Genomic DNA, 25357 nt, shown 5'->3' on the forward strand with positions numbered 1-25357 from the left:
AAGTATCTCCACTAGGAGCAGATTTCCCGTAAAATAGGAAACGTAAAATTACTTCAGGAAAGGTCTACTACCATGGCAGAGAAGCAATCGATTCTAGGAAGAATTGGGCAACTGGCGAAAGCTAATATCAATGCCCTGCTAGATCAGGCAGAAGATCCACAAAAAATGCTCGACCAGATGGTGCGCGATTATACAAATTCTATTGCCGAAGCAGAAGATGCCATAGCGGTGACTATCGGAAATCTACGCCTTGCTGAAGCAGATCACGCTGAAGACTTGCGCGCCGCCACCGAGTGGGGAAATAAGGCCGCAGCTGCCGTAAAGAAATTCCACGAGATGGAAGCGAGCGGCAACGCCGAAGCTGCTGAGAAGTTCAATAACTTAGCTAAGCTAGCTTTAGAGCGGCAAATTCAAGCGGAAAAAGAGGCAAAAGCAGCTGAGCCTTTGATTGAGTCGCAGCGCGCCGTGGTGGAAAAACTAAAAGACGGTTTAAATTCAATGCGCGGCAAGCTAGAGGATCTAAAAAATAAACGCGATGAGTTGGTGGCGCGTCAGAAGTCAGTGCAGGCGCAGAACCAAGTACACGATGCTCTTGCCGCTGTCAATGTGCTCGATCCTACCTCGGAATTAGGGCGTTTTGAAGATAAGATTCGCCGCGAAGAAGCCGTGGCAGCAGGGCGAGAAGAAGTGGCGATCACGTCTTTGGAAAGTCAATTTGCCGAGCTGGGAGACAACACCGAACAAGCTGAAGTCGCTGCCCGGCTAGAAAAATTAAAGTCAGAAGATCTCTGAGATTTAAAGATTTTTCTATTAGGTTCAGTCGGCGTCTAGATTGGCGCTTATATCAGAAGCTAGATTGACGCCTATATCAGCCTTCTATATCGGCGCCTATGAGCGTGGCAATTGCTTCTTTGAGGCGCGCAGTAAAATCAGTAGCAGTTTCGCCTGGCTGCCCCAATAAAGGCTGGCCTATATGCATCTCTACCGGATTTTTCCCTAGCTTTGGAAATTTTGCCCCGACGGGCATCGCGTCGCGCCCACCGCGCATTGCCACCGGCAATATCGGAATTTCGAGTTGCTGAGCCAAAGCCGCTGCACCGGAGTGGAATTCACCTAGTTTTCCACTGCGGGAGCGGGTGCCTTCGGGAAAAAGTAAAATCGGCACTCCGGCGCGCAGCAACTGTTCGCTAAAGCCCGGTATTTTTTTATTAGCGTCACTTGGAGCGGCTGGATTCGGGGAGGCTGGATTCGGAGCGCCCGAATTCGGGGTGGCCAGATTTTCTGGTTGGCGGTGACGCTTTACGGGGTACGTATTAAAGAAAAGTGACGTCAAAGCGGCCACCACGCGATTTTTATAAAAATAATCAGCTGCTGCGCCAGTGGCGAGCCGAGCCGTTATCTCCGAAGGGAGGAGGGCAAAGAGCATCGGCGCATCGAGATGCGAGGAGTGATTAGCCACCACTATATAGGCACCGGGAAAAGGAGAAGCGGCACTCAGCTGCAGTAATTCTTCCCCATATTGTTTTCCATATACCTCGGGGCTAAGTAAGAGATTAATCAACGGAGACGTGCAAAAACGGCGCACGGCTGCGCGCAGGCGCCGGCGCGGCGCACTGAGATAAGCCGGTAGAGCCGGCTCTTCCGGGTTTAGCTTATCTACATTTTCTACAGCATTCCGCAACCCAGCAGTTAAAGATTTCGGCTCTTGGAAGCGAAAATTACTCATTTTTCCTCTTTTCACCGGCGACCTTTATTGAGTTTACGGGCGGCTCTGCGCACGAGCGAATCCGGTAGATGCTTGGCCAAAAAAGCCACCATTCTGATTCGCCGCGCCGGAATCACCGTATTCTTACCTTTTTCTACTCCTGCGAGGGCTTCTGCCACTACTTCGTCTGGGTTTTTCCACACCCAGCTTGGAATCGAAGAATTAGATACTCCGGTACGGGCGTGGAATTCCGTATGTACCCAACTCGGTAAGAAAGTAAGTACCTGTACGCCGGTGCCTTGTAACTCTAGGCTAAGCGAATCAGAGAAATTTTTTAGCAAAACTTTAATTGCCGAGTAGGCTCCCATCGGCGCCAAGGCAGCAATAGAGGAAGTATTAATAATTACTCCCGCTCCTCGTTCTTTCATAGCCACCGCTGCTGCTCCGCCTAGCTCCATGGGTGCCAATCCCATTATTTCGGCCGCGCGGCGAATTTCAGAATAGTCTGTGCTGCTCAGACGCGCATAAAGCCCGCATCCGGCGTTATTTACGAATACAGTTATCGGATTTTCTGCCACCAAAAGCCGCGCTTTTATTTTTGCCACCGCGGCCGCATCCGCTAAATCTCCCACACAGATTTCACATTCTACTTGGTAGGATTCCTGCAACTCTGCTCGGCGGGCATGGAGTCTTTCTTCGTCACGTGCGACCAGCACTATATTCATTCCGCGCTGCGCGAGTTGCCGCGCAAATTCATAGCCGATACCGGAGGTACCGCCGGTGATTAGTGCCCAACCCTGCCAAGGCTGAGCAGCTAGCGAAGCCGGATTCGAAAATTTTCGATCTTTAATCTCCATGGTACCTCCCGAAATATGCCTGCATACTCGGCTCTAGTATATATCGCTTGCCCAATCGTACCGAGCCAAGTATTTTCCTAGCTAAAAAATTCGGGTTTTTCTTATTTTAGGTATAGTATGGCATTCATGCGTGATTTAGGAGGCGTCATTACTCTTAGCGATGTACCGCAGTGGGTTATCCAAAATTTTATACGAGCAGCAAAGAACGCCGGCGCACAAGCAAATGAAGAGCAGATTAAAGCCTGTTGCTTAGCCTTGCTGCGCGATTGGTGCCAAGCAGATAGATACCACCACGATATTCATCATCTACTGGATATGTTGATGCGCCTAGATACGCTTTCCTCTGAAACTTCCCACCCGGATTATTTGCGTTTAGCCTGCTGGTTCCACGGAATCGTGTTTTCAACTTCTAATCAGGAGGTCTATACGCGTAACGGCGGAGAAGACGAAATCGCTTCTGCATATTTAGCGCAAGAAAAAATGCAGCAACTCGGAATGCCGGAAGAGGCCATCTCCACCGTCCAAGGTCTTATTATTAGCCTGAAGAATCGCCCCCACACTCAGCTAACCACTAAGGAAACGGGTGCTTTTCAGGCAATAGATATGGATCAAGTGACTTTACGCGATGCACATCTGGGCTCGCTGGCGGTAGAACCGCAAAAATATAAAAAGTACTTGGCGGAGTTGCGCCAAGAATACTCCCATATTCCACTAGGGCACTTTCTCCAGGGAAGAATTGAAATCGTGCGCCGACTTTTAGCGCGCCCGCAGCTTTTTATTTCACCTCTAGCTGCACAGTGGGAGAACGTAGCTCGGCAAAATCTAAGTGCAGAATTAGAACGCCTACAAGCTGAACTAGAAAACGCGCCCGATCTCTCGATTCCCACTGGGGCAGAAAATACCACCCAACCCACAACTACCACACAACCCGCAGCTAAAGAGCAAACGACGCCGGCTCCAGCTCCTGCACCGGCTGCTAAAGCTACCCAAAACAATGTGCCTACCGCAGCAGCGAAACAAGTAACTGGGAATACAGAGATGAAGCCTAGCGAGAATCCGGCTTTACCGAGGACTACGCCGAGCACCAAGCCAGCAAAGGCAATAAAAACTGCCGCTAATGCCGCATCCACCGCATCTACTGTAAGCGAAAATACTGCAGAATCAGTAGAAAGAATAGAAAAAGCAGGCAGGGCTGAGAAAAGTACTCCGGCGTATATTTTCGAAGACGCTACGAGTGAAGAAGTGGTGCGGGCAGAAGCAGCGGCAATTAAAGAAGCCGAAACTCCGCGCTCTTCGATGGAGAATCTCGACGATGCTTTTTCTCCGGGACTTCCCAAAACTGCTGGTAGTAAGCTAGGGAGCGAAGCGCAAAAGAAAATTAGCGGCTCAAATGAAGGCACTGCACCCACGGAAGGCACTGCACCCACAAAAAATGCTGCACCAATAGCAGAAAATGCAGTAGCGGAAAAAGACTCCACAGCGGAAGATAAAGTGAAGAATCCCGAAACGCCAGCAAATGTGCACCCCGCTTCCTCGCTGGTAGATTCAGCAGATAGCCCGGCCGAAATTTCCACTGAGCCGGTGCACGCCATGGAAGAAGCACCTGATTACTAAGCCGCCACCTATAAAAATATCTAAAGCAAAAAATACCTGCAGAATTAAAGAGACCGCAGAGCCGATAAACGACTCTGCGGTCTTCTAGAAATTAGTCAGAGACTATGCCGAAAGGTTTAGTACATTCCGGCAGCGTCATCACCAGCAGCAGGTGCCGCCGGCGGTTCCGGCTTATCGGCTACTACTGCTTCGGTGGTGAGGAAGAGGCCAGCAATCGAAGCTGCATTTTGCAGCGCCGAGCGGGTCACCTTCACCGGATCATTTACTCCTGCAGCCAGCAAATCTTCGTATTCACCGGTAGCAGCATTCAGACCCTGGCCGGCCGGAAGCGAGCGTACTTTCTCTACTACCACTCCGCCTTCTAGGCCAGCATTTTCCGCAATCTGCTTCAGCGGAGAAGTTACGGCTACCCGCACGATATTGGCGCCGGTTTCTTCATCGCCCTGCAGCTTCAGTGAGGGGAATACATCATCCATCGCCTGCAGCAAAGCTACGCCACCGCCAGCTACGATTCCTTCTTCTACAGCTGCCTTCGCATTCAGCACCGCATCTTCAATACGATTCTTCCGCTCTTTCAGCTCTACTTCCGTAGCTGCACCAGAACGGATCACTGCTACACCGCCGGCGAGCTTCGCCAAACGCTCCTGCAGCTTCTCCCGATCGTAATCCGAATCAGAGTTTTCAATCTGCGTCTTAATGGTGTGTACCCGAGCTTCGATATCTTCTGCCTTGCCGGCACCATCTACGATAGTGGTGTTGTCCTTGGTCATCACTACCTTGCGAGCCTTACCGAGCATATCCAAATCGGCATTCTCGAGGGTGAGTCCCACAGTTTCCGAAATTACTTGCCCGCCGGTAAGAATGGCCATATCCTGGAGCATTTCCTTGCGGCGATCACCGAAGCCCGGTGCTTTCACAGCCGTGGACTTGAAGGTGCCGCGAATCTTATTCACTACCAAAGTAGCTAAAGCTTCGCCTTCTACGTCTTCCGCAATGATTACTAGCGGCTTCCCGCTCTGCATTACTTTCTCCAGCAGCGGCAGCAAATCTTTCACATTGGAAATCTTGGATTCTACGAGCAGAATGTAAGCATCTTCTAGAGATACTTCCTGCCGCTCCGGATCGGTGACGAAGTAGGGGGAGAGATAGCCCTTATCAAAAGACATACCCTCCGTAAGCTCCAGCGAAGTACCAAAAGTATTGGATTCTTCTACGGTAACTACGCCTTCTTTACCTACCTTGTCGAGAGCTTCGGCAATGAGTTCGCCGATTTCTTTATCGCCTGCCGAAATAGCAGCGGTAGCGGCAATTTCTTCTTTAGTTTCTACATCTTTTGCGTTCTTCAGCAGCTGCTCTACTACTGCTTCTACTGCCAAATCGATGCCCCGGCGTAAAGCAATGGGGTTAGCTCCAGCGGCCACATTACGCAGACCTTCTTTTACCAGTGCTTGCGCCAGTACCGTAGCGGTCGTGGTGCCGTCTCCGGCTACGTCGTCCGTCTTCTTCGCTACTTCTTTTACTAGCTCCGCACCAATCTTTTCAAACGGATCATCGAGGTCAATTTCTTTTGCGATGGAAACGCCGTCATTCGTAATGGTAGGAGCGCCCCACTTCTTATCCAGCACCACATTCCGGCCTTTAGGTCCGAGGGTAACTTTCACGGTGTTTGCAAGCAGGTCTAATCCCCGCTCCATGCTGCGCCGTGCTTCTTCATCAAATGCAATTAACTTTGCCATATCTTAAATTTTCCTCCTAGTGGAGTTGATTAAAATCAGCTGATGCCCGCGACGGACGGAATCATTTGCTGCGTTCACATCTCGCATTTCATAATTCCTCATCGGCTGGAAATTATCACTCTCAATCTCTGAGTGCTAATTAGATTCTGGCACTCTTCCCGCGCGAGTGCAAGATTAAAAGACGATTTGTGAAAAAATGTTCACCATTAGCAAATTTATTTGAGTCAAGGCCGCTCAAGTTTGCTCAAGGAAATATCCGAATTTCCTAATCTAGGCGGCACTAATACAAATTATTCAGCACTAATACAAGTAAAGCTCAGCTTAAAATGTTCAGCCGAAAAATTATCGAATAACGACTGCTACTCCGCCTGCTCCACCTACGGCATCCGGATCCATCTGCACCTGCGTAATTTTCAGCTGCTTCGCTACGTCTTCCGCGGTAGCTTTCATATCTTCGGTGCCGTAGTAGACCGTAGAATCGGCAGGAACACTGGAGCGGTAGTTATCAGCTTGTACCGTGGTATATCCGGCAGTGCGCAAAATATCTGCCTGCTCTGCCGCTAGGCCTTGCACACCGCGTCCATTGAGTACGCGCACTAAGGTATCGTGCTGAATCTGGGCAGCTTTTCGCTCTGCTTCGGCTTTTTCTTCCGCCGCTTTCTTTTCAGCTTCCGCCTTCTCAGCTGCCGCTTTCTTTTCAGCTTCGGCTTTTTCAGCAGCGGCTTTCTTATCTGCCTCAGCTTGTTTGCTTTGGGCAGAAGAATGCGAACTACTCAAATTACGCGTCACATCGCTATCGTTACTGAGTATTTGCCCACCGACGATACCGACAATAGGTGAAATTATCAATATAGCTATTAGCCACAGCATCCAAGCACTCACGCGCGGCTGGCGGCGGTGCGCACCAATCGCTTCTCTGCCTTCTGCTAAGCGGTCAAATTCATCTTCTGCGTAATTCTCTGCCACGCCTCTAGCCTACCTTCTTTTTCCATATTCACAGCGATGCTGCCCCGTTTTAGAGGAGTTTTTCAACTCACATATTCCGGCTTCTATTTCTAAGCTATTTCTAAGCTATTTCTAACCCATTTCTGCACGTATTTCGCTGAAGCTACTTGCCACCTTCTTGGCCGCGCTCTGCCAGCCGCCCCCGGCGCAGCTCCCGCAATCTATCTACCAACTGCGGATCTTGCCAATAAAAATCTGCATCATCTAATAACTTAGAAAGAATCATATAATAACGCAGCGGAGAAATACCCAATTCTTTACGAATTGCTTGCTCGCGCGTATTCGCTATTTTCCACCAACTTTTTTCAATACGCAGCACCTGCTCTTGCAGCTTCTTCGCCGCTGCTGGAGTACCCCGAGGTGTCTCGGCCATTTCCCCTCCTTTTCGATGCTGACTATTCTGCTCTATCCTGCTTTATTCTATATTCTGTACTAGCTTCACTATTCTGCACTAGCTTCATTCTTTATAATACTCAGCACCTCCAAAAATTTTCTTCCGCAAATGCCACGCGCGCTCCCAGACACCTAGGCACCCCCAAAACTCAAACAAATTTTCTAGGTACCTATACGCACTCCAAGCAGCCACCATACTAGAATAAAATCATGCGTATTCTAGCTGCCGACCAAGTGCTTGCCCCCGATTGGGCAGAGGCCCTAACCCCGCTACGTAGCCACCTAGAAGAACTAGAGAATTTCTTAGAAAACGAACAGGCGGCCGGGCGGGATTTCCTCCCTGCTCCACCGCAAATACTGCGCGCTTTCTCCTACCCGTTGGACAAGGTAAAAGTACTGATAGTGGGGCAAGACCCCTATCCTACTCCCGGGCATCCGATCGGATTAGCTTTTGCCGTACATAAAAAGGTGCGCCCTGTGCCGCGTTCATTGCAGAATATCTACACCGAGCTAGAAAGCGATTTAGGAATCCCTCCGGCTGCACATGGCGATCTTTCTTCCTGGTGCCAGCAAGGCGTACTGCTCTTAAATCGAGTATTGACTGTGCGCCCAGCAGCGCCCGCTTCTCATCGTGGAATCGGCTGGGAAGCAGTGACGGAGCAAGCGATAAAAATTTTAGCTGCTCGCTCTCGCCCTTTGGTGGCAATTCTCTGGGGGCGGCAAGCTCAAGAGCTGCGCCCACTCCTGAAAGATATTCCGGTGATTGCTTCTGCTCACCCCTCACCGCTTTCGGCGCGGCGCGGATTCTTCGGCTCCCGCCCCTTTTCCCGGACAAATCAGCTTCTTGCACAACAAGGTGCCACACCCATTAATTGGCAAATAGCAGATTAATTAGTAAATGACGGAGAATTTATCAACGCAAGCCGAGCTTATTTTTTCACCCAGACACCTGTGGTGAGGTCTTCCGGAAGCTGCGCTGTGGCCGCGATAAATACCGGCTCAGCGATTCCCGCTTTCCGCTGGCGTTCATAATCTTTCAATGCAGCTACTCCCCACTTGGCGAGAGTAATTAGCGCTACCAGATTTACGATGGTCATTACCGCCATTGCAATATCTACGCTCGCCCACACTACATCGAGCGAAATTAACGCTCCCATTACTACCGAAATAATAGAAACTACCCGCACGCCCCAGGTGGCAATCTTCGATTTAGTCACGAAGTAGATATTGACTTCCGAATATACGTAAGCGGCGATGATAGAAGAAAAGGCCAGCACAAAAATCATTAAGGCCATCGGCACTATTGCCCAATCTCCGAGCTCATGGGCGACGGCGAAAGTGGTGAGATTCGCTGGGTTGATATCTGCGCGGCCCCACACTTCCGGCCCTGCCGAAAGAATTACAAAAGCCGTCATCGTACAAACGATTATGGTATCTACAAAAACTCCAAGAGATTGAATTAACCCTTGCGATACTGGGTGGGAAACAGTGGCGGTAGCTGCCGCATTTGGAGCCGTACCCTGCCCGGCCTCATTAGAGAAGAGCCCCCGCTGAATACCATTGATTACCGCCGCTAGTATTCCGCCTCCTAAGCCGCCTACCAGCGGTTGAGCACTGAAAGCACTCTGTACGATACTGGCGATTATGCGGGGAAAATCAGTGATGTTCATAATTACGATTACCACTGCCATCGCCACGTACATAAGCGCCATTACTGGAGCCATTATTTCGGTGACGCGAGCTACCGAGCGAATACCGCCGAGGATAATGGGGGCTGCGAAAGCAAAGAGAAGCACCGCGGTGAGCATAGGATCAGTATTTGCCGAGCTCATCATGGTGGAAGCGATCGCATTGGACTGTACGGAAGTAATTACGATACCACAGGTGATAGCCGTGATAATGGCAAAAATTACGGCGAGCGCTTTTGAATGCATACCGATGCTAATGTAGTAAGCTGGCCCGCCGCGGAAAGTACCGTCACTCGCCCGCACCTTAAATAGCTGTGCCAATACCGCTTCAAAGAAGGCGGTAGCCATGCCTACGAGAGCCACTATCCACATCCAGAAAATAGCTCCCGGGCCCCCAGCTAGTAGCGCCAAAGCTACTCCGAATACGTTTCCAACTCCTACACGGGCAGCTAGCGAAATACAGAAAGCCTGGAAAGAAGAAATACCGCCGCGCGCGCCACCCCGCGAAGAAAATACCACTTTTACCATATGCCGAAATAAACGCACCTGCACCGCGCGCGTGCGCCAGGTGAGATAAAGCCCTGTGCCAATCAAAATCCAGATGGTGCCGTAGAGCGTAATAAAATCTGCTACCTGGGAAATTCCTGCTGCAAGTGCTTCCACCGGTATCTCCTTATATTTTCTTTTGCATCGAATATTTTCTACATCACATGGCTTGCAAACAGCCACTTTCAAGAAAAGCGTACGTAGTTTTCCCGTAATATGCTAGTTCCGCTCAGAGTATGAACCACGGCTGCGGAAAATTTTATTTATTTTTCGGGTTACGCAGGCGCAGCAAGTGAATACTGACTCCGCACCCCACCAAGGTGAGGAAGATAGTTAAATGCGGGTGAAAATCTAGCAACCACATACAAAAAATCATGCCTGCCCACATCAGTAGCAAGGTGCGGATTTTATTAGCAGTGCTCATTTCGTGCTTTTCATAATCGCGCAAGTATTTGCCGAATACGCGATTTTCGTACAGAAAATTGTACCAACGCTGCGAAGAGCGCGCGAAGCAAAAAGCGGAAAGCAATAAAAACGGAGTGGTAGGGAGTACCGGCAGGGCGATTCCTAGGCAACCTAAGCCCAGCGCCAGAAAACCGACCCCCAAATAGATTATGCGCATACGCCTCTTTCTGAAATAGATAAAGAAATTAATTGAAAGGATATTCTTTATCTAAATAATTCAAAATTGCCCCTTCACGCAACGCCCATGGGCAAATTTCAATTGTGCGCACTTTAAGTGTCTTCATTGCCCGCCACGCCACTTCGGCACCTGCCACAATTTGGTAGGTGCGTTCTGGGGTAATGCCCGGGAGTTCGAGGCGCGCACTCGCCGGAATTTTCCAAAGTCTCCCCGTCCAGTCTTCTAAATCTACGCGGGTGAGGCGGCGGCGCTCTTGCGGCCCGACTACAGCGACTAATTGCCCACCTAGCCGCGCTAAAGAGCGGAAAGTCTTGGAAGTGGCTACCGTATGATCGGGTTTAGGCAGTTGCTTCACAATCTGCTTTAGCGATTTCATTTCTTCTTTTATGTATTGCCGCAATTCTTCCATTTCGGCGAGAGTAGGCGGATCGTGTTGTAAATAAGCATGAGTAAGTCGCCCTGCTCCCAGCGGCAGAGAAGTGGAAAATTCCGGAGCTTCGTCTAGGCCGTAGGCCACTTCGAAAGAGCCCCCGCCAATATCCAGCACGAGTAATCTACCGGCTGCCCAGCCGTGCCAGCGCCGCGCCGCCAAAAAAGTGAGGTCAGCTTCTTCTTTACCGCTCAGTACGGCTAACTTAATCCCAGATATCTGCTCTAATTCGGCGATAGTCTCCGGGCCGTTTTTAGCTTCCCGCAGCGCCGAGGTGCACATCCCGATAAAATCATCCACTCCGAAAGAGCGCACGAAATTTACCGCTTTTTGCACGGCAGTGCGCAATGCGGCGCGGCCAGCTTCGTTGATTTCTCCCTCTTCCGTGAGGTACTGCATGAGCCGCACTACAGAGCGATCACCGGCGGCCGGAGAAGGGCGAGCGCCGGGATGGGCATCTACTACTAAGACATGCACCGTATTAGAACCAATATCAAGAACACCTAATCGCATAGTTCCAGAATAGTTAATTAAAAGAAATTTAGCGGCTTTTGCCGAAGGTTAATACCTCACTCTGCATAAAAAGATGGCNAAAGCACTCTGTACGATACTGGCGATTATGCGGGGAAAATCAGTGATGTTCATAATTACGATTACCACTGCCATCGCCACGTACATAAGCGCCATTACTGGAGCCATTATTTCGGTGACGCGAGCTACCGAGCGAATACCGCCGAGGATAATGGGGGCTGCGAAAGCAAAGAGAAGCACCGCGGTGAGCATAGGATCAGTATTTGCCGAGCTCATCATGGTGGAAGCGATCGCATTGGACTGTACGGAAGTAATTACGATACCACAGGTGATAGCCGTGATAATGGCAAAAATTACGGCGAGCGCTTTTGAATGCATACCGATGCTAATGTAGTAAGCTGGCCCGCCGCGGAAAGTACCGTCACTCGCCCGCACCTTAAATAGCTGTGCCAATACCGCTTCAAAGAAGGCGGTAGCCATGCCTACGAGAGCCACTATCCACATCCAGAAAATAGCTCCCGGGCCCCCAGCTAGTAGCGCCAAAGCTACTCCGAATACGTTTCCAACTCCTACACGGGCAGCTAGCGAAATACAGAAAGCCTGGAAAGAAGAAATACCGCCGCGCGCGCCACCCCGCGAAGAAAATACCACTTTTACCATATGCCGAAATAAACGCACCTGCACCGCGCGCGTGCGCCAGGTGAGATAAAGCCCTGTGCCAATCAAAATCCAGATGGTGCCGTAGAGCGTAATAAAATCTGCTACCTGGGAAATTCCTGCTGCAAGTGCTTCCACCGGTATCTCCTTATATTTTCTTTTGCATCGAATATTTTCTACATCACATGGCTTGCAAACAGCCACTTTCAAGAAAAGCGTACGTAGTTTTCCCGTAATATGCTAGTTCCGCTCAGAGTATGAACCACGGCTGCGGAAAATTTTATTTATTTTTCGGGTTACGCAGGCGCAGCAAGTGAATACTGACTCCGCACCCCACCAAGGTGAGGAAGATAGTTAAATGCGGGTGAAAATCTAGCAACCACATACAAAAAATCATGCCTGCCCACATCAGTAGCAAGGTGCGGATTTTATTAGCAGTGCTCATTTCGTGCTTTTCATAATCGCGCAAGTATTTGCCGAATACGCGATTTTCGTACAGAAAATTGTACCAACGCTGCGAAGAGCGCGCGAAGCAAAAAGCGGAAAGCAATAAAAACGGAGTGGTAGGGAGTACCGGCAGGGCGATTCCTAGGCAACCTAAGCCCAGCGCCAGAAAACCGACCCCCAAATAGATTATGCGCATACGCCTCTTTCTGAAATAGATAAAGAAATTAATTGAAAGGATATTCTTTATCTAAATAATTCAAAATTGCCCCTTCACGCAACGCCCATGGGCAAATTTCAATTGTGCGCACTTTAAGTGTCTTCATTGCCCGCCACGCCACTTCGGCACCTGCCACAATTTGGTAGGTGCGTTCTGGGGTAATGCCCGGGAGTTCGAGGCGCGCACTCGCCGGAATTTTCCAAAGTCTCCCCGTCCAGTCTTCTAAATCTACGCGGGTGAGGCGGCGGCGCTCTTGCGGCCCGACTACAGCGACTAATTGCCCACCTAGCCGCGCTAAAGAGCGGAAAGTCTTGGAAGTGGCTACCGTATGATCGGGTTTAGGCAGTTGCTTCACAATCTGCTTTAGCGATTTCATTTCTTCTTTTATGTATTGCCGCAATTCTTCCATTTCGGCGAGAGTAGGCGGATCGTGTTGTAAATAAGCATGAGTAAGTCGCCCTGCTCCCAGCGGCAGAGAAGTGGAAAATTCCGGAGCTTCGTCTAGGCCGTAGGCCACTTCGAAAGAGCCCCCGCCAATATCCAGCACGAGTAATCTACCGGCTGCCCAGCCGTGCCAGCGCCGCGCCGCCAAAAAAGTGAGGTCAGCTTCTTCTTTACCGCTCAGTACGGCTAACTTAATCCCAGATATCTGCTCTAATTCGGCGATAGTCTCCGGGCCGTTTTTAGCTTCCCGCAGCGCCGAGGTGCACATCCCGATAAAATCATCCACTCCGAAAGAGCGCACGAAATTTACCGCTTTTTGCACGGCAGTGCGCAATGCGGCGCGGCCAGCTTCGTTGATTTCTCCCTCTTCCGTGAGGTACTGCATGAGCCGCACTACAGAGCGATCACCGGCGGCCGGAGAAGGGCGAGCGCCGGGATGGGCATCTACTACTAAGACATGCACCGTATTAGAACCAATATCAAGAACACCTAATCGCATAGTTCCAGAATAGTTAATTAAAAGAAATTTAGCGGCTTTTGCCGAAGGTTAATACCTCACTCTGCATAAAAAGATGGCTATACAAACAAGAACCACAAAATGTTGGCCAGTGGCATACAGCCAATAGAATGAGGCGGGCACTTCTTAAGAAGTGCCCGCCTCTAGTTAGTTAGGGATTTATGCTCTCCCTATTTGCTTTTTAGGCCACCGCAGAAGCCGGAGCTGCCGGCGTCTTGCGGAGAGCAGTAGCAGCAGAAGCCGCCACGCCAATGGCGCCGAATATCAGCATGCCGAGCATTAAGCCGCCTACTGAACCGCCTGCCATGAAGGCACGGAGGAGATCTGCCGCATTTTCAATCGGCGAAAGTATTCCGAGCCCGCGCACCCAAGCAGAGGTGCCAGCCGTAATACCCATCACGATGGTGAGGCCAAGCAGTACACCTGCCAGCGCCCGCCCAATATTGCCGAGCCAAGCAGCTAGAGCGTGGTTGAGGAATACGAAGGAAAGTCCAGCGACTGCTCCTACGCAAGCCATACCAACCATTACGCCAACGCTTACTTCACCGATAAGGCCAGCTACTGCACCAAGTACTACACCGAGGATGCCGTTCACAATTAGCGGAGTAGCGAGGCTAGAGAGCCAGCCACCGATTCCAGCGGCTGCTGCAATCTGCCGGCGGTTAGCACCTACCGAAGCAATTAGCGCAGCGCCCCAGAGGAGAGAAGCTACCAAGATGCCTACCATAGCGAAAGTGCCGGGGGTGACTACATCTTGCTTAGTGACCGGGTTGGCAGCAGCCTTGGAGAGAATTTCCTTATCCTTCGGGGTGAAGGAGGGGATTTCACCGCTGCCTTTCTTTACTTCATCCGCGAGTTGCTTATTGCCATCAGCGAGCTGCCCAGCTCCATCGTCGAGGAGCATTAAGCCGGCGCTGAGTTCAGCTGCTCCCGGAGCAGCTTGCTGCAGACCTTCGGAAATCTGGCGAGCGCCATCTTGCAAAGCTAATGCGCCGTCTTTACCAGCCAACTGCGAAGTACCCGCTTTCAGCTGTGCTACGCCATCTTTCAGGGCAAGCACGCCGTCTTTACCAGCCAACTGATCCAAGCCTGCCTTCAGAGCCGGCATGGTCTCTGGATCAGTAGCAATGTAATTGATTGCACCAGCCAGAGTATCTTCCGGCTTCGCATTCGGATTCAGATCTTTCAGCGCCGGAGTGGTACCAGTTACTTGCCCGGTCGGGTGCTTAATATCTTCACCCGTAAGCAGTACCGGCTGCTTCTCGTAATTCATACCTGCATTGAGACCAGCCGCTCCCTTGAGCAGGTGGTTCAATCCACCAGTGTAGCAAGGCTGACCGGGGCGATCTACGCTCTCCATGATTGGATTGCCAGTAGAATCTGTGCCGGTAATCTTACAAATGGAATCTGCCGGCAACAGATTGCCAGATTCATCCAGGCCGTCCGTAGCGATACCACCTGCAAAGTTGGTGGCACCCATCATGAAGAAGCCGTAAGAAAGCTGCGCTAACTTGTAATGGCACTCTGCATACTTCTTCTTCGCTTTATCAGAAGAATCGAGAGCCAAAGTAATGTCACTTGGCAAGGGGCAAAGCTCTTCTTGGAACTTCGCAAATTGCTCAGCAGTAGGAATAAAAGATGCCGGATCATTAGTAATACCGGTAACCATCTTCGCTTCCAGAATATCCGCTACTTTATTAGTGATATCCGCAACCATGCCAGTCTTACCTTCTACACTCTTGCGAACTTCGTCGATTTGAGCTTTATAGCTCGGCACTAGACCTTGCCCGGGCTGGAAAAGCATACCCATCATTAATTGCTTGGTGAGGTCATTAGCCTGTACAGCTGCCGGATCATTAATATTTACCTTGGATACGGCACTCATTTGATCTTTGATGGAAGCCAAACCGTCAGCAATCTGCTGTACACCAGCAGCCGCACCATTCAGCACGTTGCCATTCTCATCAGCCTTCATCAAACCATTTAACTGCTGTAAACCATCTAGGAGTTGGGCAGCACCCGCATCCAGCTGATTTACACCATCTACTAAGCCATCTTTATTATTTACCGCCGCAGAAAGCTCTCCTACGCCGTCATCCAGCTGCTTAGCACCACTGGCGAGCTCACCGGTACCGGCATAAAGCTCTTTACCGCCGGCATTGAGCTGATTAAGACCGTCTACTAGCTCCGGTACTGCACCAGAAGCCTCTTTCGTACCGTCTTTCAGCTCCTTGCTGCCGTCTGCCAGCTGCTTAGTACCGTCTACCATCAGTACAAAGGAATCAGAAATCTCGTTAAAGCCATCAAATACGCCAGCTGTAAAAGCCTTGGTTAATTCGGTATTCACCGTATCGGTGGCTACGCTATTCACTATTTGTGCCACTAAGCCGTCTACCAAAGTAGTGTTATCACTTACGCGAATATCTAGTACCGACTGCTTAGTCTTAGAACCCTTCATATCAGTGAAAGAAGCAGCAGCAGAAGTGAAATCTTCCGGAATAGTCACCATCGCCGCATATTTGCCGTCGGCGAGGCCCTTCTCTGCAGCGCCCTTATCTACTACTTCCCAAGCGATATTGGGGTCTTCAATCATTCCCTCGGCCACCATTTTGCCGAGTAGCATTTTCTCGCCAGCAACCATGGCAGGCTTATCGTTATTTACGATTGCCCCCTTTGGCGCGGCGTTAGACGTGGCTAAACCGACGAAAATTCCCAATACCAATACTGGTAGCAGAATCATTCCCAGAACGGTACGCCACGAAGTCTTCTTGATGTTACTCTCCGACATCAATAAATCCCTTCTCTAACTATTAATCGCGATCATCTAGATTTACCGGCCTAACCAGCAATCTTTGACCACCTATCTGCGCAATCCACACCGATCCCGCAGATACACGATAGATGAATCGTACCACGCCTACTGCGAAAATACCTTAATTTTCAAAAATACCTTCAGAAAAAAGCCGGTAGGTAAATACAAATTCGGCGCCCAAGGAATCCCCTTGGGCGCCGAATTAGAACCAAAAGACTACTTGGCTGGCTGTACGGAAATTTTAATATTCGCTACTACATCTTCATGCAGCTTCACGATTCCCGTAAAATCACCTACCGATTTGATCGTCGAAGCAAGATTTACTTCCCGCCGATCGATAGCTTTTCCAGCCACTTCCGAGGCTGCTTTCGCCACATCCGCGGTATTCACGCCTCCGAAAAGCCGCCCGTTTGCGCCGGCTGCTTTTTGAATCACGATAGGAGTAGCCTCTAAGGCTTCCCGAGCCGCCTGCGCAGCTTCAATATCTTGCGTAGCCCGCTTCCGCCGCGCCGCCGCCATCTGGTCGATCTGCCGCTGCGCGCCTTTCGTCCAAGCCACTGCATAACCGCGCGGAATCAGGAAATTGCGCCCGTAGCCGTCTTTCACCGTCACGACATCGCCGGCTACACCTAAATTACTTACATCATGGCTAAGTATAAGTTTCATTCTTGGCCTCCTTATCAGCGATTAGAGCTCGAGTAAGGCAAAAGAGCCATTTCTCGGGCATTCTTCACTGCGCGCGCAATGCGCCGCTGATCCTGTACCGATACTCCCGTCACTCGCTGAGCGCGAATCTTGCCGCGATCAGAAATGAATTTCCGCAGCGTAGCGGTATCTTTATAATCAATATGGCCTACTTTAATTTTCTTGTAAGCTACGGGCTTTTTCCGTGGCTTACGCATCGCTTGCTTTGCCATTTATTTATCCTCGTTTCGTATTCTTTGCGCTTCTAGCTCGCCTACCCTTAAATTCGGGTTTAGCTGCATCTAAATCAAAGCGCTTACAAAAAATTATTTTTACCGGCTCATTCACACCGGCAAGCTGTATTGCTTAGAAAGCTGAGCTTTTCGAAAACGTATGCCGCCTAGAAAGGCATTGCCGAATTCGAAGTAGCTGGCGGAGTCTCGTTCCACGGATCATAGGAAGCCCCCTCAGCTGGAGCGCTCTGCTGTACTTGCCCTTGCAGGCCACCCGCCGCTCCAAAAGAATTATTGCCGAAAGAACTATCGCCGTATGCCGAATCGCCGCCGAAGCCACTGCCATTCGCAGCTTTGCTCACCGTCGCCGTCGCAAAACGGAGACACGGCCCGATATCTTCTACCTGTATATCTACAGACGTGCCGGTAGAGCCATCGTTGCGCTTATAAGTCCGGACGGAAAGACGCCCCGTCACGATTACACGCATACCTTTAGAAAGTGACTGATTTACATTTTCCGCATATTCCCGCCATACCGAGCAGTTAAAGAACATGGTTTCGCCATCTTCCCACTGATTGGTTTGCCGGTTAAACTTCCGCGGATTATAAGCCACCGTAAAGGAAGCCACTGCCGCACCGGAACCCACGTAGCGCAAATCCGGATCAGAAGTAAGATTACCTACAATAGTAATCGTAGGATCTCCCGCCATTTTTCCTCCTGCGCTTACTCGCTAGCTTTCTGCGGCTCATAGCGCAGCAACTTCGTACGCATCACTGTTTCGTTCAGCCCTAGCTGGCGATCTAGCTCTTGCGCGGTAGCGGGTTCTACGCTCATGTATACCACTACGTAGATACCTTCTGTCTTCTTGTTGATTTCATAGGCAAGCCGCCGGCGGCCCATCACATCAACTTTATCTAGCTTGCCGCCTTCTGCCGGCACCACAGCCAATAATTTTTCGAGTGCTTTATTCAGATTACGCTCATCTACTTCTGGATCGAGGATAATCATCATCTCGTATTGACGCATTAACACCTACCTCCTCTGGTCTTCGCGGTCACGGTATTTCCGTGACAGGAGAGTCATGCAAGAGCCCAGCCTACCGGAAAAGAGCCCAAAAAATCTAGATATATAGTGTATTTCTCATTACCCGGCAGCTGGATTTTCTCCCGGCTGGTTCGGATTATTGGGTTGCGAATGCCCATTAGAATCGCCAGGCTCGGGCGAATCAGGATGCGAAGGAGAGGCTGGCTGGGGCTGATTCGACTGTTGATGCTGCGGATCATTCTGCTGTTCTTCTTGGGAAGGCGTTGGCTGCGGAGTATTGCGGTGCTTATTGCGGCGCTCGGCAGCAATCTGCGGGAACTCTACTTTCTCCATATCCGCCATAGCCACTTTTGTATATTGCCACCAAATATCCGCCGGGAAAGTACTGCCGAATACTGTGCCTACCCCACCAAAGCTGGTGAGCACCTGCTCCGAACCATCTTCCCCCTGCTGGAACATATTTACTGCCGTCACCATTTGCGGAGTGTAACCCACAAACCAAGCCGATACCGGCCCGGTCGAAGTGCCGGTCTTTCCGGCGAAGGGGCGAGAATATCCCCCGAGACCACTAGCCGTGCCGCCCGCGGAAAATACAGAGCGCAAAGCGTAAGTAGCTTCGTTAGCCACCTCGGATTTGATTACCCGCTCACCTGCTTTCGGGCTTTCATAAATTACATTGCCCGCCGCGTCACGCACTTCTTTTACGACGTGTGGCGTCACCAATTTTCCACCATTTGCTACCACACTATAAGAACGTGCCATTTCTTCTGCCGTCACCGAGGCCGAACCGAGCACATTTCCTAAATTATCATCTAGACCAGGAGTATCTGCTGAAAGACCCATACTTATGGCAGTTTCTTTCGTCTTTTCCGGCGTAATCTTTTTATTCAAATTGATATAGCCCGTATTAGAGGAATACTTGGTCATTCCAATTAAATCGAGCGAACCGTAGCCAACTCCCCCAGAATTCGTAAAAGTAGCTCCGCCTACCTGCATAGAAGCTGGAGCTGGGAAGCGCTCGCCGAGATCCACTCCCGCATCTAAGGCTCCTACCAGAGCAAATAGTTTAAAAGTAGAGCCCGCCTGCGCTCTATCTTGGGTGGCTGCATTACGCTGGCGCTTCATGTAGTCATCTCCGCCATAGACGGCGTAAATCTCGCCCGTATCTGGGCGCATCGAAATCAGACCTACCCGATTACCGGCTGGGCGTGATTTCGGCAAAGAATCCACGGCGGCCACGGCTGCTTCTTGCATTCCCTTATCTACCGTGGTGATTATCCGATAACCGCCCATATTCACTTCGTCTTCTGTGAAATCAGCTTTGCCTATCAGCTCATCGCGCACCTGCTGCAGTAAATAACCATTGGTGCCGGAAAAATCATTACTTTTAGCTGCGTCTACCGTCTCCGGGAAAGCCGCCAAGGCCGCCTGTGCTTCATCGGCAGTTATTTTCTCATCTTCCTGCATTCGCCGCAGCACTCGCTCATAACGCTTCTGAGCTATATCTGGATTGACAGCTGGATCCCAAGCCGAGGGCGCAGGGATTATTCCCGTCAAAAGTGCCGCCTGTTCCAGAGAAAGCTGCGCTGCCGGAATTCCGAAATAGGCTTTCGCAGCGGCCTCCACTCCATAGGCTCCCCGCCCAAAATAAATAGTATTGAGGTAGTTACCCAAGATTTGATCTTTAGATTGCGAATTATTGATCTTCAAAGCTAATACCGCTTCTTTGGCTTTGCCGAAGAGAGAAGTGGTAGTACCGAGATAATAACGCTCCGCATATTGCTGCGTAAGAGTGGAGCCACCCTGGCGCTCTCCACCGCGCAAATTATTAATAAGGGCTCGAATAATCGCCTTCGGAGAAACCCCACTATTTTTCTCAAAATTTTGATCTTCGGAAGAAATAACCGCTTTCTTCATCACTTCTGGAATTTCCGTAAAGTCAATTATCTTGCGGTTAATTTCGGCATATTCGCCTACTTTGGTTTCCCCGTCGGCATAGTAAACACCGGTAGTCTGGGCAATAGCGAAATCTGCCGGATCCGGTACTTCCGTCGAGAAATACAGACCCAAAAAAGCTCCTATTCCGAGAGCAATAAGGGTAATAAAAGATCCCAATACGACTCGCCAACTCGGGAGCCACCTGAGCACTGCCCCTTTCCCGGCGCGCGGATAATTCAGCCCACGGCGCGGCTTATGCTTAGGTTTTGCGCCCGGTTGCAGATTTCTCATCTTTTTACCTGCCATTATTTACCCTTTGCTTCGCTATTTTCCGGCATGGTCTTTTCGGCTTTTTCGGCTATGCTCTGCCCTAATTTACTCATTGCCAACCCGCGGCGCGCCTTCTTCTTAAAAATATTAAGTTTCTGCCACGGATTTTCCGTATCACCGAGCGGATCAGTAGCCGGATTTTCCATATCATACCATCCACGCTCCAGCCGCGATTGAGTGTCGTCCTCGGAAATAAGAAATACATCTAACCAGCGAGTACGCGGATCGGCGTCCACAAAAATTGCTTTGCAGAAAAGAGTGAGCGGCACGGCGAGAATAGAGCCAAGTATGCCCACGATACCCGTCCAGATAGCTAAAGAAATAAAAGTAATACTGGGGGAAAGCCCCACCACATCACCCGTAAATTTCGGTTGAATAAAGGTCTGAATTACCACATTTATTAGTGAATAAAGCACCCCTACCCAGAGCATGGCCTGCCACCCTTGGTCGAGCAAACCCATCAGCATCGGAGGTAGCACGCCAATGATGAAGCCGATATTGGGAATATAGTTAGTGATAAAAGCCCACATTCCCCACGTCCACGCGAGCGGAATACCCATGATTTGCAGCGCGATAGCGTCAATCACTGCCACAATTAAGCCAAAAATAGTGGAAATTATCCAGTAATGGCGTACCCGCTTTTCAAAACCCGCGAGCGCCGCGCCCAAGCTCTTGTGCTCCATATTGATTATGAAGCTGCGCGAAGTCATGGTGCGCAAATCAAAAACGATGAAGAATAAAGAAATTACTACTACTGCCAGCAGACCACTTATGGAGGAGAGAGAATCTACTAGCGTCCAGGCCGCTGAAATCAAAGAATTGTAGTTGATATCGTTAATTAGGTTATTAAGGTCATCTGTTTTAATGCCGTGGCTACCTAAAAATTGCAGCAAAGAATCCACTACCGATTCGAAATTACCGGCATAGTTCATTAGCGTTTGCGGTACCGGCGTGAGTGACCACACCATAATTCCTACCGTGCCGAGGAATACCACCATTACTAGTAGGAAAGTAATAAAGACGGCGAGTGCGGCGGGGACGCCGAGGTTGAGTAATTTGCGGGAAATGGGGCGGAAAGCGAGAGCAAGAGTGAGAGCTAGAAAAATAGGAGCAAAGACGTCTGCTATATAGTGCAAACCCATAAAAGCCACCACGAGCAGTGCCAAGGAAATTAATATCATTAGGCCTACCGGCACGGTGGTGCGATAAGTTTTCGATTCTGCCAGCACTTTCGCTTTTGCACTAGTTTTCTGTGCCTTGGCCGCATCCGCTGTTTGGGCAATGGTTGCACCCGCATCGGTAGATATGTGCATAGGTAAGCTCCTCACTCTTCGTTCCTATCATTGCACTTTTGTATCCGATAGAGAGAATTTTAGCAGGCGCGGTGCCTCATTTAGTTGTGAGACTTTCCGCCAATACCAGAGTGCAGCCAAGATATATATGGAAGCGAGCAGAGAAAAAACTAGCGGAGAGAATCCGGTGTCTGGCAAGAAGAGAGCACCTGTTAACGCTGCCGCTACGAAAGCAGAATTGTAGAGCATATCGTAGAGAGCGAAGGCTCTTCCGCGAAAAATATCTGCCGTATCTTTTTGCACAATTGTATCTACCGCTATTTTTGCTCCCTGCGCTCCCAGTCCGCCCAGAGCTGCACTTATATACAAAAATGGAGGATGGTAAGTAAATACTAGAAGTAGCTGCGCACAGAAACTTACCAGGAGGCAGCAGATAATCCAGCGCGCCGGGCTAAGTATTCTCCCAAAAGCAGGAGTAAGAATTACGGCGAGCCCACCTCCGAAAAACGAGATACCCGCTGTGAAAGCAAAAATGGCTAATCCGGCATCGGCGTTGCGTGGATCGGAGAGTAAATTGCGCGCAATGAGCAGTAAAGCCAAAAAATTTACTCCGTAGAGGAAACGATGTATCGCCATTATGCCTAGGGCATAGGCGGGAGTACCGCGCTGGAGCAGGTAGCGAGCACCGGAATATATTCGCTGCCCTAAATGGCAGAATTCTCTAGCCAGCGAGCGCGTATTAGCTCTGCGCAAATCATCCGCATCGGGCCCGAGCGCATCCGGAGTAAAACGCCGCGCCGCTAGGCTAGCCGTTAAGAAAAGCAAAGCAGCTAGGAGTAGTGCAATAGCGTTGCGGATCCCTCCTGGCGGAGCTAAACGATTCACTAATAAGCCCAGCAGTGCTCCGGCTACTGCAGCGCCCGCACCTAAAGTAGGCACAATTGAATTCGCCATTAAAAGGAGATCTTTTGGCAGCGTATGTGGTAATCCTGCCGAGAGAGCAGAGAGCAGAAATCTATTCACACCCAGAGTAATTAACGCTAAAACGTAAATCGCTTTGGCATCTGGAGCAAAATAAATAAGTATTGCAAGTAGAGAAGCCAATCCAGTACGCAGTAAATTTCCAAAGCAGAGCACCTGCCGGCGGTGCCATCTATCTAGAAGCGGACCGGCGAAAGGCCCGACGATGGTAAAAGGAAGGAGAAGCACTGCGAAAGCCAGCGCCACCTGCTCAGCCGTCGCCATCACTTCCGGGCGGAAAAAGAACAAGGCAGCTAAGCCAGCTTGAAATACTCCATCTCCGGTCTGCGATAGGAGGCGTACCGTGAGTAGTTTTCGAAATTGCCGATGCTGTAAGCAAAATTTCAGTTGCTTTCCGGCACTACGATTTTCCGAGCGATGATTTTCTGGGTGGCAGTTTCCCACAGGACGGTTTTTCTCGTGGTGCTTTTCACCACGATATTTTTCCCCGCAGTACTTTTCACTCTCCCGCATCGTCTAGCGAATTCTTTTCTTTCCACCACGCCAACAACCGCCGGCGTGCCTCTTCCTCTCCGAGCGCTCCTTCTTCCATACGCAACTCCAGCAGATAATTGCGCGCTTCTCCCACTTGCCGCCCCGGCGGAAGCGAAAGTAACTCCATGATTTGTTTTCCATCTAAATCTGGGCGAATAGCGTCGATTTCTTCTTGCTCTGCCAGCTCTTTTATGCGAAGTTCTAAATCATCCATCCCAGCACTCAGCCACTGGGCTTTCCGGCGATTACGCGTGGTACAGTCGGCGCGCGTAAGTCTGTTTAATCTCCCTAGCAGCGGCCCCGCATCAGTTACGTAACGGCGCACCGCCGAATCAGACCAGCGTTGCTCTCCATAGCCATGAAAACGTAGATGTAGCTCTACCAGGCGCGCCACATCTTTTATTAGCTGTTTTTCAAAACGAAGCGCCCGCATTCTTTTTGCGGCCATCCGCGCCCCCACAATATCGTGCGCATGAAAAGAAACTGTGCCATCTTTTTCAAAACGCCGCGTCGCCGGTTTCCCGATATCATGCAGCAAAGCTGCGAAACGCAAACGAAAATCTGGCGCAGGTACTTCCCCGTCTGCCGCCGTTTCTAAATCTATTGCTTGATCTAAAACGGTAAGCGTGTGCTCATAGACGTCTTTATGCCTTCCGTGTTCATCTACCGTTTCACGTAAAACGGCAACTTCCGGCAAGACTCTTGCAAGTACTTCCGTCTCCGCCAGCAGTTCTATTCCTGCTCGGGGATAGGGTGCACAAATTAACCGCACCAACTCGGCCTGTACTCTCTCCGCCGAAACTATTTCTAAACGCGGCGCCAATTTACGCATTGCCCGCATTACTTCCGGCGTCACATGAAATCCAAGCTGAGCAGTAAAACGCGCCGCCCGTAAAATACGTAAAGGATCATCAGAAAAAGATTGCTCCGGAGAAGCTGGAGTAGAAAGTATGCCTGCTACTAAATCATTCATTCCCCCGCACGGATCTACCAGCTCTAATTCCGGAAGCCGAACGGCTAGAGCATTTACCGTAAAATCCCGGCGCGTCAAATCGCCTGCTAAAGTATCCCCAAATTCCACTTCGGGCTTTCGGGAATCGCTTTCATATTCCTCTTTTCGGTAAGTAGTGACTTCTACTACTAAGCCATCTTTTACCGCACCTATCGTGCCAAATTTCTTACCAATATCCCAGGTATTATCTCCCCACTCTGCCAGAATTTTTTGCGTCTGTTCAGGGCGAGCAGAAGTGGTGAAATCATAATCATGTACTGGCGCACCCAGAAAAGCATCTCGAACTGGCCCCCCAACTAACGCCAATTCTTCTCCATAACGTGAGAAACTAGTACCTAGATTAAGAATTGCTTCCGGAAGTGAGTGCAGGGTTTGGTGCCCCTGCGCGAGCATCCGAGCACGCTGGTTCGCGCCAGCGCCTAAGTTTGTTTCTATGCCTTGTGAAGGAGGATTAGTATTCGTCACTCTCTAAGAATGCCACGAAAACTGCTCCGTTCATAACGCATAGAACACCAAATCACTACCACTGTAAACGATGTCGAATACGAAGAAGAATACTCACCCCTTGCGCCGCCGCCGGCGTTTACCTGGGAAACGACGGACGTTTTCCCGCCACCAACTGCCGATTGTGAACGAAACTTCGGCCGGTGGGGTAATAGTAGAAGTGAGAAATAACCGTGCTTATGTGGCTTTAATTGCGCGGCGCGCCCGCAACGGTAATTTAGAGTGGTGCTTACCGAAGGGGCATTTAGAAGGAGAAGAAACTGCTGCCGAAGCAGCAGCACGCGAAATTTCAGAAGAGACTGGCATACATGGGCGAGTACTTTGCCATTTGAACACTATTGATTATTGGTTTTCTGGCACCGATAGGCGCGTGCACAAAGTAGTGCACCATTTCCTGCTCGAAGCACTAAGTGGAGAAATCACCGTACTAAACGATCCTGATCAGGAAGCAGAATTAGCTGAATGGGTGGCTCTGGAGGAAGTGGCAGAACGCCTCGCCTACGATAACGAGAAGCGTATAATTGAGGCTGCGCAGGAATTACTCATCGGAGAGAAAGAGTAG

General features: G+C 50.2%; 24 protein-coding genes. 4 read left to right on the plus strand and 20 right to left on the minus strand.

Annotation, left to right across the window (positions count from 1 at the left end):
• Window positions 1–72 precede the first annotated feature (72 nt).
• Complete coding sequence (locus tag BQ7117_RS00560) at window positions 73–792, plus strand: PspA/IM30 family protein (protein ID WP_073995729.1); 720 nt, start codon at window positions 73–75, stop codon at window positions 790–792.
• Window positions 793–868: 76 nt separating this feature from the next.
• Here the strand turns inward: BQ7117_RS00560 and BQ7117_RS00565 are convergent, their stop codons facing one another.
• Both BQ7117_RS00565 and BQ7117_RS00570 read right to left on the minus strand, forming a co-directional pair.
• On the minus strand, window positions 869–1726 hold the full coding sequence (locus BQ7117_RS00565) for a lysophospholipid acyltransferase family protein (RefSeq protein ID WP_073995730.1): 858 nt from the start codon (window positions 1724–1726) through the stop codon (window positions 869–871).
• An 11-nt stretch (window positions 1727–1737) separates the two neighbouring features.
• The gene (locus BQ7117_RS00570) at window positions 1738–2562 is read right to left on the minus strand and encodes an SDR family NAD(P)-dependent oxidoreductase (RefSeq protein WP_084789792.1); all 825 of its coding nucleotides are present in this window, start codon (window positions 2560–2562) and stop codon (window positions 1738–1740) included.
• Window positions 2563–2679: 117 nt separating this feature from the next.
• On the opposite strand from BQ7117_RS00570, the gene BQ7117_RS00575 reads away from it, so the two are divergent.
• Window positions 2680–4176 carry an HD domain-containing protein gene (locus BQ7117_RS00575; protein ID WP_143273935.1) on the plus strand — a complete coding sequence of 499 codons (1497 nt, stop codon included), beginning with the start codon at window positions 2680–2682 and terminating at the stop codon, window positions 4174–4176.
• Between the two features lie 116 nt (window positions 4177–4292).
• Here the strand turns inward: BQ7117_RS00575 and groL are convergent, their stop codons facing one another.
• From groL to BQ7117_RS00590, 3 genes are all read right to left on the minus strand, one after another.
• On the minus strand, window positions 4293–5912 hold the full coding sequence (gene groL, locus BQ7117_RS00580) for a chaperonin GroEL (RefSeq protein ID WP_073995732.1): 1620 nt from the start codon (window positions 5910–5912) through the stop codon (window positions 4293–4295).
• A 342-nt stretch (window positions 5913–6254) separates the two neighbouring features.
• Window positions 6255–6878 carry a LytR C-terminal domain-containing protein gene (locus BQ7117_RS00585; RefSeq protein WP_073995733.1) on the minus strand — a complete coding sequence of 208 codons (624 nt, stop codon included), beginning with the start codon at window positions 6876–6878 and terminating at the stop codon, window positions 6255–6257.
• Between the two features lie 142 nt (window positions 6879–7020).
• Entirely contained in the window at window positions 7021–7290 is a 270-nt protein-coding gene (locus BQ7117_RS00590) for a DUF3263 domain-containing protein (protein ID WP_073995734.1), read from the minus strand.
• 230 nt (window positions 7291–7520) lie between these two features.
• Here BQ7117_RS00590 and BQ7117_RS00595 point away from each other — a divergent pair, with 230 nt between their 5' ends.
• Window positions 7521–8201, plus strand: coding sequence for a uracil-DNA glycosylase (locus BQ7117_RS00595; RefSeq protein WP_073995735.1), 681 nt, complete (start codon window positions 7521–7523; stop codon window positions 8199–8201).
• A gap of 38 nt (window positions 8202–8239) precedes the next feature.
• Here the strand turns inward: BQ7117_RS00595 and BQ7117_RS00600 are convergent, their stop codons facing one another.
• The 15 genes from BQ7117_RS00600 to BQ7117_RS00670 all read right to left on the minus strand — a co-directional run bounded on the left by BQ7117_RS00600 (window position 8240) and on the right by BQ7117_RS00670 (window position 24684).
• Entirely contained in the window at window positions 8240–9661 is a 1422-nt protein-coding gene (locus tag BQ7117_RS00600) for an alanine/glycine:cation symporter family protein (protein ID WP_073995736.1), read from the minus strand.
• A gap of 142 nt (window positions 9662–9803) precedes the next feature.
• On the minus strand, window positions 9804–10166 hold the full coding sequence (locus BQ7117_RS00605; RefSeq protein WP_073995737.1) for a YbaN family protein: 363 nt from the start codon (window positions 10164–10166) through the stop codon (window positions 9804–9806).
• Between the two features lie 28 nt (window positions 10167–10194).
• A complete protein-coding gene (locus tag BQ7117_RS00610) occupies window positions 10195–11130 on the minus strand; it encodes a Ppx/GppA family phosphatase (RefSeq protein ID WP_073995738.1) in 936 nt (311 codons plus the stop codon).
• A 48-nt stretch (window positions 11131–11178) separates the two neighbouring features.
• On the minus strand, window positions 11179–11808 hold the full coding sequence (locus BQ7117_RS00615) for an alanine:cation symporter family protein (RefSeq protein ID WP_474070775.1): 630 nt from the start codon (window positions 11806–11808) through the stop codon (window positions 11179–11181).
• 277 nt (window positions 11809–12085) lie between these two features.
• Window positions 12086–12448 (minus strand): YbaN family protein, encoded by a 363-nt coding sequence (locus BQ7117_RS00620; protein ID WP_073995737.1) that lies wholly within the window; start codon window positions 12446–12448, stop codon window positions 12086–12088.
• A gap of 28 nt (window positions 12449–12476) precedes the next feature.
• A complete protein-coding gene (locus BQ7117_RS00625; RefSeq protein WP_073995738.1) occupies window positions 12477–13412 on the minus strand; it encodes a Ppx/GppA family phosphatase in 936 nt (311 codons plus the stop codon).
• Window positions 13413–13611: 199 nt separating this feature from the next.
• On the minus strand, window positions 13612–16218 hold the full coding sequence (locus tag BQ7117_RS00630; RefSeq protein WP_084789793.1) for a YhgE/Pip domain-containing protein: 2607 nt from the start codon (window positions 16216–16218) through the stop codon (window positions 13612–13614).
• A gap of 240 nt (window positions 16219–16458) precedes the next feature.
• Complete coding sequence (rplI, locus tag BQ7117_RS00635; RefSeq protein ID WP_073995741.1) at window positions 16459–16908, minus strand: 50S ribosomal protein L9; 450 nt, start codon at window positions 16906–16908, stop codon at window positions 16459–16461.
• Window positions 16909–16922: 14 nt separating this feature from the next.
• Complete coding sequence (gene rpsR / locus BQ7117_RS00640; protein WP_073995742.1) at window positions 16923–17159, minus strand: 30S ribosomal protein S18; 237 nt, start codon at window positions 17157–17159, stop codon at window positions 16923–16925.
• Between the two features lie 167 nt (window positions 17160–17326).
• Window positions 17327–17869: a single-stranded DNA-binding protein gene (locus tag BQ7117_RS00645; protein ID WP_073995743.1), complete on the minus strand. Its 543-nt coding sequence runs from the start codon at window positions 17867–17869 to the stop codon at window positions 17327–17329.
• Window positions 17870–17883: 14 nt separating this feature from the next.
• Complete coding sequence (gene rpsF, locus BQ7117_RS00650) at window positions 17884–18186, minus strand: 30S ribosomal protein S6 (RefSeq protein WP_073996911.1); 303 nt, start codon at window positions 18184–18186, stop codon at window positions 17884–17886.
• Window positions 18187–18303: 117 nt separating this feature from the next.
• Window positions 18304–20433 (minus strand): transglycosylase domain-containing protein, encoded by a 2130-nt coding sequence (locus BQ7117_RS00655; RefSeq protein WP_237563020.1) that lies wholly within the window; start codon window positions 20431–20433, stop codon window positions 18304–18306.
• Between the two features lie 14 nt (window positions 20434–20447).
• Complete coding sequence (locus BQ7117_RS00660; protein WP_073995745.1) at window positions 20448–21785, minus strand: AI-2E family transporter; 1338 nt, start codon at window positions 21783–21785, stop codon at window positions 20448–20450.
• Between the two features lie 27 nt (window positions 21786–21812).
• Window positions 21813–23258, minus strand: a complete 1446-nt coding sequence (locus BQ7117_RS00665; RefSeq protein ID WP_237563021.1) for an MFS transporter — start codon at window positions 23256–23258, stop codon at window positions 21813–21815.
• Window positions 23245–24684: a CCA tRNA nucleotidyltransferase gene (locus BQ7117_RS00670; RefSeq protein WP_084790031.1), complete on the minus strand. Its 1440-nt coding sequence runs from the start codon at window positions 24682–24684 to the stop codon at window positions 23245–23247. The genes BQ7117_RS00665 and BQ7117_RS00670 overlap by 14 nt, the downstream gene beginning before the upstream one ends.
• 142 nt (window positions 24685–24826) lie before the next feature.
• Here BQ7117_RS00670 and BQ7117_RS00675 point away from each other — a divergent pair, with 142 nt between their 5' ends.
• Complete coding sequence (locus BQ7117_RS00675; protein ID WP_073995746.1) at window positions 24827–25357, plus strand: NUDIX domain-containing protein; 531 nt, start codon at window positions 24827–24829, stop codon at window positions 25355–25357.

Origin of the sequence: Arcanobacterium urinimassiliense (assembly GCF_900119495.1) — a bacterium.
In the GTDB taxonomy this organism is placed as follows: Bacteria; Actinomycetota; Actinomycetes; order Actinomycetales; family Actinomycetaceae; genus Arcanobacterium_A; species Arcanobacterium_A urinimassiliense.